Source organism: Glaciecola sp. MF2-115, from assembly GCF_047250385.1.
Classification (GTDB): domain Bacteria; phylum Pseudomonadota; class Gammaproteobacteria; order Enterobacterales; family Alteromonadaceae; genus Glaciecola.
On record NZ_JBLBVM010000048.1, the window covers coordinates 1 to 14,487 of the forward strand.

At 42.2% G+C, this 14,487-nt stretch carries 12 protein-coding genes; 9 read left to right on the forward strand and 3 right to left on the reverse strand.

The window, feature by feature from the left end; all coding sequences use genetic code 11:
- The 6 genes from ACKLNX_RS07650 to ACKLNX_RS07675 all read left to right on the forward strand — a co-directional run.
- The coding region (locus tag ACKLNX_RS07650) for a hypothetical protein (protein WP_412971880.1) at nucleotides 1-416 on the forward strand (416 nt) is incomplete at its 5' end.
- 162 nt (nucleotides 417-578) lie between these two features.
- Nucleotides 579-1,433, forward strand: coding sequence for a DUF2306 domain-containing protein (locus ACKLNX_RS07655; RefSeq protein ID WP_412971881.1), 855 nt, complete (start codon nucleotides 579-581; stop codon nucleotides 1,431-1,433).
- Between the two features lie 185 nt (nucleotides 1,434-1,618).
- Nucleotides 1,619-2,767 carry a beta-aspartyl-peptidase gene (iadA, locus tag ACKLNX_RS07660; RefSeq protein ID WP_412971882.1) on the forward strand — a complete coding sequence of 383 codons (1,149 nt, stop codon included), beginning with the start codon at nucleotides 1,619-1,621 and terminating at the stop codon, nucleotides 2,765-2,767.
- Between the two features lie 5 nt (nucleotides 2,768-2,772).
- Entirely contained in the window at nucleotides 2,773-3,591 is an 819-nt protein-coding gene (locus ACKLNX_RS07665; RefSeq protein ID WP_411695693.1) for a cyanophycinase, read from the forward strand.
- A gap of 244 nt (nucleotides 3,592-3,835) precedes the next feature.
- Complete coding sequence (gene cphA, locus ACKLNX_RS07670) at nucleotides 3,836-6,655, forward strand: cyanophycin synthetase (protein WP_412971883.1); 2,820 nt, start codon at nucleotides 3,836-3,838, stop codon at nucleotides 6,653-6,655.
- Nucleotides 6,656-6,690: 35 nt separating this feature from the next.
- The gene (locus ACKLNX_RS07675) at nucleotides 6,691-8,409 is read left to right on the forward strand and encodes a Mur ligase family protein (protein WP_411695691.1); all 1,719 of its coding nucleotides are present in this window, start codon (nucleotides 6,691-6,693) and stop codon (nucleotides 8,407-8,409) included.
- Between the two features lie 86 nt (nucleotides 8,410-8,495).
- On the opposite strand, the gene ACKLNX_RS07680 is transcribed toward ACKLNX_RS07675, so the two are convergent.
- Entirely contained in the window at nucleotides 8,496-8,717 is a 222-nt protein-coding gene (locus ACKLNX_RS07680; RefSeq protein WP_412971884.1) for a DUF2945 domain-containing protein, read from the reverse strand.
- 455 nt (nucleotides 8,718-9,172) lie between these two features.
- Between ACKLNX_RS07680 and ACKLNX_RS07685 the strand changes: the two genes are divergently transcribed.
- Nucleotides 9,173-9,331 carry a YqaE/Pmp3 family membrane protein gene (locus ACKLNX_RS07685; RefSeq protein ID WP_412971885.1) on the forward strand — a complete coding sequence of 53 codons (159 nt, stop codon included), beginning with the start codon at nucleotides 9,173-9,175 and terminating at the stop codon, nucleotides 9,329-9,331.
- A gap of 137 nt (nucleotides 9,332-9,468) precedes the next feature.
- Here the strand turns inward: ACKLNX_RS07685 and ACKLNX_RS07690 are convergent, their stop codons facing one another.
- Complete coding sequence (locus tag ACKLNX_RS07690; protein ID WP_412971886.1) at nucleotides 9,469-10,092, reverse strand: GspH/FimT family pseudopilin; 624 nt, start codon at nucleotides 10,090-10,092, stop codon at nucleotides 9,469-9,471.
- A gap of 166 nt (nucleotides 10,093-10,258) precedes the next feature.
- On the opposite strand from ACKLNX_RS07690, the gene hrpB reads away from it, so the two are divergent.
- Entirely contained in the window at nucleotides 10,259-12,757 is a 2,499-nt protein-coding gene (gene hrpB, locus ACKLNX_RS07695; RefSeq protein WP_412971887.1) for an ATP-dependent helicase HrpB, read from the forward strand.
- A gap of 2 nt (nucleotides 12,758-12,759) precedes the next feature.
- Here the strand turns inward: hrpB and trhA are convergent, their stop codons facing one another.
- The gene (gene trhA, locus ACKLNX_RS07700) at nucleotides 12,760-13,422 is read right to left on the reverse strand and encodes a PAQR family membrane homeostasis protein TrhA (RefSeq protein ID WP_411695686.1); all 663 of its coding nucleotides are present in this window, start codon (nucleotides 13,420-13,422) and stop codon (nucleotides 12,760-12,762) included.
- 763 nt (nucleotides 13,423-14,185) lie between these two features.
- On the opposite strand from trhA, the gene ACKLNX_RS07705 reads away from it, so the two are divergent.
- On the forward strand, nucleotides 14,186-14,386 hold the full coding sequence (locus ACKLNX_RS07705; protein WP_411695685.1) for a hypothetical protein: 201 nt from the start codon (nucleotides 14,186-14,188) through the stop codon (nucleotides 14,384-14,386).
- Nucleotides 14,387-14,487 lie beyond the last annotated feature (101 nt).

The following is a 14,487-nucleotide window of genomic DNA, read 5'->3' on the forward strand; positions in this document are numbered from 1 at the left end:
AACGTCATTCCCAACTTGATTGGGAACCTCACAAACCAACTAGAAAGCTTAAAAACAGCATTTTTCAGAATAATATCACTACGAAGATACGTCATTCCCAACTTGATTGGGAACCTCACAAACCAACTAGAAAGCTTAAAAGCAGCACCTTTCAGAATAATAGCACTACGAAGACACGTCATTCCCAACTTGATTGGGAACCTCCCAAACCAACTAGAAAACTTAAAAACAGCACTTTTCAGAATAATATCACTACGAAGACACGTCATTCCCAACTTGATTGGGAACCTCCCAAACCAACTAGAAAGCTTAAAAACAGTACTTTTCAGAATAATATCACTGAACAATTTAACGATATGCATAATGCAATTAACCTGAGTTCAAACACGCCATGCGTTGGCATTTGTCTTCAATAAACAAAATCTCTAAATTCATATGTAACTTTAATCTTCCAATTGTAAGTATTCGTGTCACTTTCCTTTTTTAAGCCTAAGCTTCTGCTAACGTGTATTTGATTATTAAATTAAACGCCTTCTACATGTCCAATCGATGGATCGTACTAGGCACTTGGGATTTTTATGGAAAGTACAACGAAACTCACAGTCGACTCCGCTGACATAATGGGAGCAGATAACAAATCAAAAATTAAAACCGCACAGCGTGTATTGAGCTGGAGCGGCAAAGCTTGGTTAAGCGTGTTGGTTTTGTGCCAAATGCTGTTTATCCTTTACTTGATAGCTGCTTATGCGATGCCTTCAATTAGTGGTGATCTCGCCAAGTGGAATGGAAATTCTGGAGGCGCTTTCATTGCCGGTGACACGCTTGGGAATATTGCTTTTGGGATGCATGTATTGCTCGCTATTGTGATGATTGCGGGCGGGCCTTTGCAATTGATTCCGCGCATCCGTAATAAATATCTTCGTTTTCATCGAATCAATGGTCGCCTGTATGTCTTCCTTGCGCTGACTATTTCATTCGTGGGGATATACATGATCTGGACTCGCGGAACGGTTGGCAATTTGACGATGCACTCACTTACGACCTTCAACGGTGTGGTTACTATCATCTGTGGCTTCTTGGCCTTTGCTTATGCCAGAGCGCGTAACATTGCTGTGCATCAGATCTGGGCGACGCGCCTCTTCATTGTGGCGAATGGTGTGCTTTATTTTCGCATTATTCTGTTTGGCTTCTTAGTATTATTCGGGCCCGTTGGTATCGACTTCCAAACTTTTACTGGTCCTACGGTGCTTGCCATAAGCGTTATATGCTACGTGTTCCCGATAGTCTTTTACGAACTATATAGACGGGCTAGCAATTCGAATAATAGTGTTTTTATTTATGCAGTGACTGGCAGTCTTGCAGCTATCACCGTTTACTTCATGTTGGGCACTTTTGCTGTCACAATGGGTAGCTGGTTACCTGTTATACAGTAGCCAACCATTAAGCATCGTGTTTCTGTTTGATTATTCTGCGGTTTGGCGCTTATTGCGTACTAAGTAGGCAATAAGCGCTTTTCTAATCGCCCTAAATATAAATAGTGTAAAAAGGGTTATGTGTTTTGGCCCTCAAGCGATAGAATTAGCGCATTATATAAACTTATGAAAAGAGCGTTTCGGTTTTGATCACTATAATTAAGAATGCTGACGTATATGCGCCTGAACACTTAGGCTTGCAGCATATCCTTATTGCGGAAAACAAAATCGTTTACATCGGTGATACATTACCTGAGCTAAATCTTGAGTATGAAATTGTTGATGCCCAAGGTTGTGTGGTCATGCCTGGCTTTATCGATGGTCATACTCACATTACAGGTGGTGGTGGCGAAGCTGGCTTTTCAACTCGCGTTCCCCCCGTTCCTTTAAGTAAGTTTACACGAGCAGGTGTAACGACTGCTGTTGGCTTGTTAGGTACTGATGATTTAACTCGCAGTACTGAATCTCTTGTTGCGCAAGTTTATGCATTGCGTGAAGAAGGTTTCTCGGCTTATTGCTACACTGGCGGTTATCATTTACCTCCAACTACTCTAACCGGCTCGGTTAAGTCTGATATCGTTTTTATTGAACCTGTCATCGGTGTGGGCGAATTGGCTATTAGCGATCATCGCTCAAGCCAACCTACTTTGAATGAACTGTTAAAGATTGCCTCAGAGGCTCATGTTGCGCGTTTAATGACGGGCAAAGCCGGAATGCTTCATTTGCACTTAGGTGATGGTGAACGTGGCTTAAGCTTGATTAGAGAAGCGCTTGAGACTGCGGAAATACCACCTCGAACTTACAACCCAACGCATATCAATCGCCAACGCTTTTTATTTGAAGAGGCCTGTGAGCTTGCAAAAAGAGGTTGTTGGGTGGATGTCACTGCGTTTGAAACGGGTGATGTTGGTTATGAGCCCGGCGAAGCATTGCTGCGTTATATGCAGCAAGATTTGCCACAAGATAAATTAACGATTAGCTCGGATGGTGGCGGATGTTTACCCGATTTCCATGCTAACGGTAGTCTGAAAAAAATGGATTTTGCTGAATCGCAATCGATGACTGATATCTTTTATGAACTCATTGATGACGGCCAAGCGATAGAAACCTTCTTACCCTTTTTTACTAAGAATGTTGCGCAACTGATGAATTTTCATCATAAAGGTCGAATACAAAAAGGTGTTGATGCCGATATCATCATTTTGAACAAACAAAATCGGATTGAGCACGTGATGGCCATGGGTCATTGGCATGTTAAACATAAACAACAAATCAAAAAAGGCACTTTCGAGTAAATATTATGCCCTCTCCAACTATAGATGGCACCCAAAGAGGATATGTAATTCCTATTGGTGGTGCAGAAGAAAAAATAGATAACCCTGAAATTTTAGCCAAATTTGTCGAGCTTAGCGGTGGTAAAGATGCGGTGATCACTGTTATTCCAACAGCGTCACAGCTGGACGATACGGGTTCGCGTTATCAAAAGATATTTGAAGAAATAGGGGTTAAGAAAACTTATTCTTTACCTATTACTGAGCGCAGCGATGCGCAAAACCCTGACTATGTGAAAACCTTAGAAAAAAGCACCGGTATTTTTGTTACCGGCGGAAACCAACTACGGTTATCGACTATCTTAGGCGGCACACCTATTGCAAAAACGATCCGTCAGTTAAACGCCCAAGGTGTTAACTATGCGGGCACTTCTGCTGGTGCTGCAATTGTGTCACAACACATGATCACTGGTGGTAGCACTGGAATTGTTCCAACCGAAGATGGCGTAAATTTAGCGCCGGGTATGGGCTTGATAAATACGATTGTGGTTGATCAACATTTCAACCAAAGAAATCGTTTAGCTCGCCTACTCTCAGCTGTTAGTTATAACCCGTTTTTGATTGGTATCGGTTTGGATGAAGACACCGCTGCATTCATCGATCACGACAACGTTTTTACGGTTGTTGGTAGCGGAGCAATTACCGTTGTTGACCCAAGCGACATCGAATATTCGTCAATGGCGGAAGCCAGAACGGGCGATGCCTTAACCTTGCTGAATGTTAAGTTACATATCTTAGCTGCGGGCGGTAGATTCGATATTTCGAACCGAAAAGCTTATGTAAGCTAATCATCAAGATACACAAATTCTCTTAACTCGTTCGGGTGTATAAGAGATCAAAATAAATTCTCTTCAAAAGGTAGCTTAAGCTGCCTTTTTTATGTACTTTAGATACGTAGTAATCGCACTTAACTTGACCTTATCATCCAATTTATTTGATGAGCCAATCCTTAAAGCTTGGGCACACAAGAAACAGCTTGGTTCATAGCTATCGTTAAGTAATAAAAAGAGTTACAGGAAGGGAACTGTCATCATGAAAATTCTAAGTAAAAATGTTTACGTTGGGCCAAATGTCTACGCTAATTTCCCAGTTATCTGTTATCAAATAGATATTGGTGAGTTAGAGAATTGGCCTTCAGTAAAATTAGGGGAAGGTTTTATTGATGGTCTCGTCGCAGCTCTTCCATCTTTGCAACAACATGGTTGTTCCTATGGAGAAGAAGGTGGCTTTTTAAGACGTCTAAAAGAAGACGAGGGCACTTGGATTGGTCATATTTGGGAACATGTCGCAATCGAGCTGCAAAACTTAGCAGGATCTTCAGTTTCATTCGGTCGCACCAGAAGCCTAAAAGACAAGGGCTGTTACTACGTTGTTTATCAATATCATCAACGAGATGTTGGGCTTGAGGCCGGCGCATTAGGCTTAAAGCTATTAACGCACCTAATGCCAAGCGAAGTACAAACTGCCATTAATGCAAATATCGAAGACGATTTTAACTTCGCTGAAGAATTAACTGATTTCATCAAAATGGCGCAGCGTAAAGAATTTGGACCAAGCACGGGTTCTTTGGTAGCCGCGGCGGAAGCACGTGACATTCCTTGGTTACGCTTAAATAACTATAGCTTGGTTCAGTTTGGCCAAGGTAAATATCAGCAACGTATTCAAGCCACAATTACGAGTGAAACCAAACATATTGCCGTTGAGATTTCTTGCGACAAAGAAGATACCCATAATTTACTTAATGATTTAGGTTTACCTGTTCCCCAACAGTTAATGATTTACAGTGAAAGGCAGGCGGTTCGAGCGGCTCAGCGTATCGGTTTTCCAGTAGTATTAAAACCGCTGAACGCAAACCACGGTCGTGGCGTTAGTATTAATTTGACGACAGACGAAGAAGTTGCGGCGGCCTTCGGTGAAGCGCAAAAGCATGGCACGAGCAGAGCTGTCTTAGTTGAAAGCTTCATCACTGGCTATGACCATCGCATGTTAGTGGTTAACAATGAGCTTGTTGCGGTTGCTAAGCGAGTGCCTGGGCACGTTATCGGTGATGGCATTCACACTATTGAACAGCTTGTTGATGTAGTGAATCAAGATCCACGCCGTGGTGTAGGCCATGAAAAAGTGCTGACAAAGCTAGAACTGGATACTCAAGCCTTACGACTTATGGAAGAGGCGGGTTATAGCAAAGATACAGTGCTTGAAAAAGACCAAAGATTCTTCCTTCGCTCCACCGCAAACCTATCAACAGGTGGCACAGCAATCGATGTAACAGATATCGTACATCCAGATAACCGAGATATGGCAGTTCGTGCCATTCGGGCAATAGGACTAGACATTGGCGGTGTGGATTTTCTAACGGACGATATTAGTAAGTCATATAAAGAAATCGGCGGTGGTATTTGCGAATGCAATGCGGCACCTGGTTTCAGAATGCATGTAGCACCGAGTGAAGGTAAGCCAAGAGATGTAGCCGGAAAAGTGATGGATATGCTGTTCCCAGCTGGAAGCAATGCCCGAATTCCGGTGGCAGGCATTACCGGAACAAATGGAAAAACGACTACCTCACGTATGTTAGCCAGCATAATGAAAAGCGCTGGTTTTACTACGGGTATGACCTCTACAGATGGTGTTTATATTGATGGCCATCTCACTGTAAAAGGTGATATGACAGGGCCAACTTCCGCACAAATAGTATTACGCGATCCAAGTGTTGATTTCGCTATTATGGAAACGGCGCGTGGCGGTATTGTCAAACGCGGTTTAGGTTACAGCACATGTAATGTAGGTGCGTGCTTGAATATCTCGGCTGACCATTTAGGACAACGAGGTATTGATACATTAGAACAATTGGCACAAATTAAGCGTGTTGTAGTGGAGGTCGCACAAGATTGCGTCGTTCTGAATGCTGATGACATTCACTGCTTACAAATGGCCGAATTCTGCCAAGCGAAACAAATATGCTATGTCACGGTCGACTCTGGACATGGACTTGTACGTGAGCATATTCGCCAAGGCGGTATGGCTGTTGTGCTCGAAAAAGGCATTAACGGCGACATGATCACAATCTATGACAAAGGCGCTCACATTCCATTGTTATGGACGCATTTAATACCTGCAACGATTGAAGGTAAAGCGATGCACAACGTGCAAAATGCAATGTTTGCAACCGCAATGGCATACAGCTTTGATACATCTTTAGAGAATATTCGCCAAGGCTTGAGGATCTTCAATACGTCCTTCTATCAAGCACCTGGCCGTCTTAATATCTTCGATGAACACCCATTCAAAGTCATTCTTGATTACGCGCACAACCCAGCGGCAATTCAAACTATTACAGACTTGGCTGGCCGTTTAGAAGTAAAAGGCAGACGCAGACTTGTTATCGCAATGCCTGGCGATAGACGCGATGAAGATATACTTGAAGCAGCCAAAATTGTGTCTTCTACCTTCGATACATTTGTGTGTAAAGCGGATGACGATCGTCGAGGTCGTGGACATGACGAAGTACCGATGTTGCTTAAAAAGACGCTTGAGGAAAATGGTGTATCAGCCAGTGACATTCAAACAATCCCAAGCGAAGTTGATGCAATTGAAGCGGGCCTAGCGAGCTGTGAACCTGGTGATTTGCTAATTATTTTAGGCGACAACATTACCCGTTGCTGGAAACAGATTGTGCACTTTAATAATGTTTCTGAGAAGAAAGTTACGAAGAAAGATGCACCTTCACGAGATTTCCCTGAAAAACTATATCAACCAGTAGAACACAAATTTGAATTACAAGAAGGGACGCGCATTGTACAAGACGAACGTGGTGTGCACATTGTGGTAGAGCGTGATGAAGAGTCTGATTAATGTACTCAAGTAAAAAGAAATAACAAGGAAGCAGTATGTCATTTGAACTTGATGATGTTAGAAGATTAACAGGACCTAACTTATTGTCTGATGAGCCCGGCGCTATTATTGATGTATTTTTTACTGATGTTGCACCCGAACTCGTCCTAGAATGCTGGAAGAAACACCTTTATCACTGCCAAGTTTCTTTGGGTAGCGATTATGCTTGGCCGTCCAATTCTTATGCAAGGATATTTGAGGGAGGGGCTAGTTTTTCAATATCTGCTCCTATGGACTTACTTTATAGTGCTTGTGATTTAGCAGAACTTGCATGGGATCTTTGCGTGGCCGAATTGTCGCTGCGGGTTGAGCGATCTCCCAGTGTCTACATGTTACCTCGGCTAGCGGCTTTAAAAGAAACAATCATAGAAGAACGAAATCCAAGATTGCTGGCATTCATGGAGGAAGCTAGATCACACAAAGTTGTGTGCTTGGTTGATGATGATGAAATTAGCCTAGGGATGGGCCTGAAGTCTAAAACTTGGGCAATTGATAAATTCCCAGAGCCAGCAACAGTCGACTGGCAGCAGTATGACTCAATTCCTCTTGCTTTGGTTACCGGTACAAATGGCAAATCGACGAGTGTTCGGTTAGCTGCGGAAATTGCAAAAGCAGCCTCATTCAATGCGGGTGTTACTTCTACAGATTTTATCAAAGTAGGTGACAGCATAATTGATGAAGGCGATTATTCTGGCCCTGGAGGAGCAAGAATGTTACTTCGGGATACACGCACGGAAATGGCGTTCTTGGAGGTAGCTAGAGGCGGCTTGTTGAGAAGAGGTTTGCCTGTCCAGTATGCCAATGTTGCTTTGGTAACCAATGTCGCCAGTGACCATTTAGGGCAATATGGAATTAACACGGTGGAAGAAATCGCCACGGTTAAAACGATGGTTTCCAAAGCTATTCCCGAAGGGAATGATTTCAGCAAGGGAACGCTTGTCTTGAATGCTGATGATCCGATGTTAGTGGAAGAGTCTCTGAAACTGAATGTGCCTATCTGTTGGTTTAGCGAAGACCACAATCATCCACTTATCCAGCAGGCTTTGAGTCGCAAGGAACCCTGTGTGTTCGTTAAAGATGGTATTTTAACGTACAGCCATGAACAACAAATCAGCATGGGAAATGTAGCAGATGTTCCGATGACGGTGAATGGCACAGCAAAGCATAATATCCAAAATGCGTTGGGTGTTATCGGCTTAACGAAAGCCTTGAGCATTAGTGATGAACATATTCGTCAAGGTTTAATGCGTTTTTCGAGTAATGCTGAAGACAACCCCGGTCGTGGTAACATTTACGATGTAAATGGCATCACGGTTGTCATCGACTTTGCTCACAACCGTCATAGTATGCAAGCAATAGTTGATATGGCTTCAAATATGCCTGCGAATGCTAAGCATGTGATGTTCAGCCATGCTGGCGATCGCTCGGATCAAGCTATCTGCGAAGTAGCTGATGCTGTGAGTAAATTGAACCCAAAAACTTACATGCTAACTGAAATTGAGAAATACCTTAGAGGGCGAGAGTTGCAGGAAATATCGCTTTTGGTTAAAAATCATCTTCTAAAATCAGGTATAACCGAAAGTAACATTATGTTGGCCAACGATCCTTTGGATGGTACTCGAAAGATATTTGAACGCGCGAAGGCTGGCGATCTGATCTTGCTATTTGTACTCAGTGAACGTGAGAAAGTACAGGAACTAATTAACTCTTATTGATTCTTTTCAAAAACCACCAAGACTCTAAAAATATTTTAAGAGTAAACCCACGGCATGCTTAACAACAGCAACACCCTAGATTTTTTTTACTTTCTGACTTTCGAAACTTCACTATGTGACTTAAGCACTTCATCACCATCATCTTGCTCAATTAAGTAGGCGGGTTTTTCCTCGCTAGCCTCTCTCGTGACTTCATTACCTTTAATTGTTTTGGTCACGTCCTCGGTAAACCTAGAGGTGACTTTACCTTGCGCTTTACCTTGACCCCATTTCCACTCTACTTCGGTGTTTATTGCGTAACCATTCATGATTTTATCATTCCTTCTAATATCTTGGAGCTGAACTTACCTTTAATATCGAGAGTCGGGCCGCTGCTTGTGTATATGCAGCTACTGGAATGGACTGTCCCTGTAATCTGTAAGGCCTGTAACCTCTGCGTTATTTGATTAATATTTTAACGTGAGTCTCAACTTAAAGATCAGCCCGAGCTAGCAATCAGCTTAAAATAGCTGCAATATGTAAAACTTACAAAGTAGTGTGTCACGTTTATATCACTGAACTGAAAATATGACTCAATCTATACTTCGTAACTTGCGTCTGAAGCACTAAAACAAGGCTATAACTGCAGGAAACCAGCGAGCTTACAGGTTGGTACAAGCTTTGCAGACCTACAAGATAAGTAACGCGCCAGAACGGCGTTTTGCCTATCATTCAAAATGAATAGATTATTTTTATGCTGATAACAATCAGCAAAGGAGATTTTATGGACCTTTTACGTGTTATTTTATCGATCATCTTACCGCCACTAGGAGTTTTTTTGCAGGTAGGCTTCACAAAGCATTTCTTCCTTAATATTTTACTCACAATTTTAGGCTACATTCCGGGAGTCGTTCACGCGGTTTGGATTATTGCTAAAAAGTAATAGTGCTATAAGCTGTTTCGTTGATTTTTTCGATAACGGGTTTGATAGCCCAGTTATAGAGTGGCTTGGATGCAAGGCAAAGCAAGTTAACTTCATCCTCGTCACTGACGACAGGTGAAAGAATTTGTTCGCAAGTATTATGAACAAGTTAAGGGCACGCCACTGTTATTCTCATGAACACCATCATCATCCCTGTCACTTGAAAGCTTTACTTTGCCTTGCAAACTGACAGTCAACAGGCGGGCGTAATGCTCATCCTGAGATTCTGGACAAATGCGCACGCTAGCTGGACTTGCTGTTATACCGCTTTCATAAAACCTAATAAGTTTATTGCGGCTATAAACAACAGTGCTTTTTGTAGTTTCATGCAAGCTCATTAGCATGGGCTCTTGCGGATCTCGTTCGTTGTTGTTATTCCTATCTATGAAGACTATTTTCGGCGAACTCCAGTCGCTTTCACATACACTGTAGTCTTTTGCAGGGCATAAAACTGCTGGTTCTTCTTGGTCAATGGCTGTAAACCTTGCAAAGCGAATTAAACTATTAATATGATTAGTTTCTGCAGTAATCCGAGCTTTACTTATGATTGACAACAATCCGGGCACACCAAGGCCTCCTAGGATCGCGAGGATGCCAACGGCAACCATAACTTCAACTAAAGTCGTCCCTTTTGACTTAGTAAATGAGTTAGACCTATTATTTTGTAGTCGACTGTACCACTGACATTCTCTGTCACGCTTCTTGTTTTCTAGCTTTTGCATACCCTGACATTCCTTTGTCATTATTAATCAATCACCATTTTAGTTTGTTCGTATTTGAATTCTACTGAATCAAAGGCGGGGTTTTGCTACTATTGTGCTTTGCTAGATAGTCATCAGCCAGCTTCCATGAAGTCGCTTCGGCTCATCAATTAGGACTGACATTCATTTGCTACCCGTACAAGAAATTTTCAGTGAGCTCGCACAGCATTTGACGCTTGGTAACGCTATTGTGGTTGCTCCGCCGGGTGCCGGTAAGTCAACGGCCTTGCCATTGTTTTTATTAGAGCAACCGGCTTTTCAGCACTGCAAAATTATCATGCTTCAACCACGTCGCATTGCTGCTCGAAATATTGCGTATTACTTGTCAGAGCAACTCGGTGAAACAGTCGGAACGACGGTGGGCTACCGTGTTCGTGGAGAAAATCAAACGAGTGCACATACTCGGCTTGAAATCGTTACTGAAGGGGTGCTTATGCGCATGTTGCAGTCCTCTCCAGAACTTCCGGGTGTAGGACTGCTAATCTTCGATGAATTCCATGAGCGCAGTATTCATGCAGATTTTTCACTAGCGCTGAGTTTAGAAGTGCAGCAAGCACTGCGGGATGATTTACGCATTCTCGTTATGTCAGCAACATTAAATGCTGAGGCAATTTCGAAAATCATGCCTGAAGCGAAATTACTAGAGTCACAGGGCCGATCCTATCCGGTTGATATTCAACATGTCGCTTCAAACTCGCGGGCTTCCATTGTCGAACAAGTGTGCGATATTGTTGTACAAAAATTTCCACATCATGAGAAGGATTTTCTAGTTTTTTTACCGGGTGCATACGAAATTCGAAAAGCAGCTGAATTGCTTTCGAGAAAGCTTGAAAATTGTATTGTCTTGCCATTGTTTTCCGACCTCAATAAACAACATCAGCAAGAAGCACTCATGCCGAACAAAGATGGCAAACGCAAAATCGTGTTAGCAACCAATATCGCAGAAACGAGTTTGACAATTGAGGGCATTGAAGTCGTTGTAGATAGTGGTATTGAGAAAAAAGCTATTTTTGATTTACGCCGAGGCATTACCCACCTTACTAGCCAAAAAATATCACAGGCATCCGCAACACAAAGGGCGGGGCGGGCAGGGCGCCTTATGGCTGGCACCTGCTATCGTTTATGGTCAAAAGAATTGCACGGTCGCTTGGCGCAGCAGTCGTTGCCTGAAATACTACAATCAGATGTTTCAGACCTCGTACTAGAGGCCGCGATTTGGGGCGCGCCTATGGCTGACCTCGCGTTAATTGACCAGCCTATTCCTGCGCAATTGTCACAGGCTGAAGAGAAACTAACAAAACTCGATGTGATTGACTCAGACAGGAGAATCACCGACTTTGGACGCCAAGTTCATGCCCTTGGAGGCAATGCGAATATCGCCATTATGTTACTAAAGAGCCGTGAATTGAGCTTAGCGCATCAAAGCCTAGCGTGCGCTCTCGCTGCCTTGCTGGAAAGCAAAGATCCGCTGCCGCAATCAGGCACTGTTGAAATAAGGCCGCGATTGACTTTCCTACTTAAAAATAAACATCACAGTATTTGCCTATTGATAAAACAGTGGCACCGTAAATTGAATATCTCCCAAGTCGAATGGCCACTTCACGATATTGGACTAGTGCTCGCGTTCGGATTTCCTCAATGGATTGCTAAACATCGGGCTGAAGGAAGATTTAGCTTAGCAAATGGTAGCGGAGCAACACTGCGTCCAGAAGACGAATTATTGCGTCATCTTGCTGAACATTCATCCTCTGGACAACAGCAGAGTTGGCTAGCAATTGGGAATATGCAACTAAGTGATAAGCAATCCGATAGTGCGTTAATCCGGTATGCGGAACTCATCGACTTTCATTTATTGCAGAAGCATTTCCCCGATTTCTTTGACCTAAGAGAGATTGTGCAATGGGACGAAAGTAAACAACGTATTACGGCATCTGAGTCACAATATTTTGCTCGCATACCATTCTCTAAGAAAGCATTACCAAAGCCTAGTTCAGCTGCTTTGGCTGAAGTGTGGAAGCAACAAATTCACAAGAGAGGTATTCAATCTCTGCCATTTAACGAACGAGCACTACAGCTAATTAAGCGAGTTACACTTATCAATGAGGCTAAGATTTCAAGCTTGCAAGAAGGTGAATTTCCAGACTTTTCTGATCAAGCGCTATTAGACCATATCGATTCTTGGCTACTGCCTTTCTTAGAGGATAAGAATAGTTGGCAAGCAATTACAAACCTACCATTCTTTCAATTACTGAGCCAACAGATGGATTATCAGCAAATGAAGAAACTCGATACTTTGTTGCCTGAAATCATTGCTATTCCAACTGGACGAAATGCGTCAATTAATTATAACGATGAAGGTAAAGCGATACTGTCTGTTCGCATGCAGGAATTATATGGTTTAAAGGAACATCCAACCTTGTTAAATGGTAGTTTGCCGATTACTTGTGAATTATTGTCACCCGCTCAGCGACCATTGCAGACAACGGAAGATCTTGTTGGTTTCTGGCGTGGAAGTTACAAAGAAATTCAGAAGGAAATGAAGGGCAGATATCCTCGACACTTTTGGCCTGACGATCCTGCTAATTCGCCTGCAACAGCAAGCACCAAGAAGCGCATGCAATCCTAATTTCAGCTTACCAGTTCTTGCCCAATAACAAAGGCATAGATTGCATAAAAGTGGCAAGCTGCACCCAGTAATACAAATAAGTGCCAAATGGCGTGCGTGTAGTGTTTGTGTTTTGCCATGTAAAACGGAATACCCATGCTGTAGGCGACACCACCTAAGAATAGAAACACAAAGCCGGTCAATGGAACCGCTTTGTAAATAGGTACAATAATGAGCAGTGCTAGCCACCCCATCACGGCATATGTGGTAACAGCGAGCTTTGGATATTTCTCTTTGAAAATAGCCTTAAAACCAACGCCAAACAATGCCACCGTCCATATGGTAATGATACTCACCAAGGACACCCAGCCACTAATTGCTACCAATAAAAATGGCGTGTATGTACCCGCTATTAGCAAGTAAATTGCGATATGGTCTGCGCGCTTCAGTGCTGGTTTCAATGTAGGGCTTTTAACCCAGTGGTAAAGGGTTGATGCACCGAACAATAACACCATGGAGCTGCCGAAAATCATAGATGATATAGATTCTATAGGACTGTTACTTTTTAATAACAATGCGACAAAACCAAGTACCGCTAATGCGAAACCGAGGAAGTGTGTTAAGGCATTTAAACGCTCTTCTAGCTGACTGTATTGGTGTATTTTTGGGATATCTGTTTGTTTCACTTTGACTGCTTAAAAAGGCTTATTTAATTTCAGCTTACAATTGTACGCTGAAATTATTGGTTTGACTAGCTCTCAAATATTAAGACACTAATATTACTCGCTTATTCTGGCTGCACCCTAAGGCTCTCATTAGAATTTTGGTATTAAAGACAATACAGGCCAGAGCTAAAAGCGACAGCTGTATATAAATGCAGATATGCCAGGGCATACTAATTACTGAACTCCTTGATGAAACGCTAGATACAGTTTTTTGTTTGTAAAAGACATATTAGTAAGTCTGCGACAATTGCGACTAGTATTTTCTAAGTAATTTGTCGGAAATCACTCGATATAACTCACAAAGACCATCCGAAAGGCTTTTTTCAATATTTTCATCATCAATAAAAGTAGCTTTTTTTTTGTTCGCTCAATAATTGAGCAAGTCGCTGTATTGGTTTATTTTTTATACAGGTATTCATGGTTTGCCTGTTGCAAAATTGCGTCAGACTTGATGGATAGGGCCTGTAAGAGATTGACTTCCCATATTGTTTGCAATTGACCGTCTATTTTTACATACGTAGGTATTGATTCTGATTATCTTATTGCGTATAACAGAGTACGCAAATTATTCAGGTCACTGAAAACGCGTTTTATTCCTACAATTCAATGCCTTTTAGAGCAATGTGATTTGACTGAGTAAAAACACGACTGAGTAATGCAAAAATTTAAAGAATAATAAGCCTGAGAGAAAACTCAGAGCAGCTATATACTAGGAGTAAATACCATGACTTTATTAACGACTCGCAACTTAACTCGCGCGTTAGTAGTGTGTTTGGCTTTTTTCTATCTATCGATTATTTCTGAATTCTTCGATTTTAATATCATGAATAAACTACCGTCAGTGAATATTAGTGCGCTTGTAGTGACAATTGCATTGGTTGTTTTTTGGATTGTATTTAGCATCCGAGCTCGTCACCGACATTAATTTGTCGCTAGTCAAAACAGCTTTTTCATCAGAAATATTGAAAATATTTCTAGAACGCTGAGATAACTGCGCTCTAAGTGATACAATCATTTTTTTGATTG